The organism is Mesorhizobium sp. M1365 (genome assembly GCF_040317865.1).
GTDB lineage: Bacteria > Pseudomonadota > Alphaproteobacteria > Rhizobiales > Rhizobiaceae > Mesorhizobium.
This window is the reverse complement of the sequence record NZ_JAMYLG010000110.1, coordinates 1-922: the sequence shown is the minus strand read 5'-3', so window position 1 is coordinate 922 and position 922 is coordinate 1. Positions and strand designations below refer to the sequence as shown.

Here is a 922-nt window from a genome sequence, read left to right as displayed (position 1 = left end):
ACGGCATGATGGGGTGGACGGCGCCCGACGGCATCGGATGTGCCAGAATGAGTTCGTTGAGATCTCAAACAAGGGAGCCGTCCGTGGAACACCTTATCCGTATTGGCATGGATACGTCCAAGAGTGTTTTTCAGCTGCATGGTGTCGACGCTGCGGAGCGTTCGGTGCTGGTGCGTAAATTGCAACGGCGGGCGGTAGTCCCGTTCTTCGCCAAGCTTGCGCCGGTGAGGATCGGGCTGGAGGCGTGCGGTGGCTCGCATTACTGGGCGCGCACGCTGTCGGGGCTGGGTCATGAGGTGGTGCTGATCGCGGCGCAGCACGTGAAGCCGTATGTGCGGCGCGGCAAGCATGACGCGGCTGACGCCGAGGCGATCTGCGAGGCGATGAGCCGGCCCAGGACACGCTTTGTTGGGATCAAGAGCGGCGAGCAGCAAGCGGCGCAGATGCTGTTTGGGGTGCGCGAGCAGCTGGTGCGGCGGCGCACGCAGCTTTCCAACACGATCCGCGGCTACGCAGCCGAATTCGGCCTGGTGGCCGCACAAGGCCTTGCCCGCATCGAGCCACTGCTGGCCCGCATTGCCGGCGACGCGACGGTGCCGGCGCTGGCAAAGGAACTGCTTGAGACGCTCGGCGAGGAATACCGCGCGGTGTGCGCGCGATACGCGGCAATCGACAAGAAGCTGTTGGCCCATCACCGCAAGGACGAGACTGGACAGCGGCTGGCTGCGATGCCCGGCGTCGGGCCGGTCGTGGCGAGCCTGCTCGGCGTCAAGGTCACTGATGCGACAGCGTTCGGTTCGGGACGCGACTTCGCGGCGTGGCTGGGGCTGACGCCGAAGAACCATTCGACCGCCGGCAAGAACCGGCTGGGGGTGATCACGCGGGCCGGCGACGAGATGCTGCGGCAGGCGCTGGTGGTGGG

General features: G+C 66.3%; 1 protein-coding gene. It reads left to right on the top strand.

The features are described 5' to 3' along the window. Window positions 1-83: 83 nt before the first annotated feature. On the top strand, window positions 84-922 hold an 839-nt coding region (locus NKH04_RS33095), incomplete at its 3' end, for an IS110 family RNA-guided transposase (RefSeq protein ID WP_353045608.1).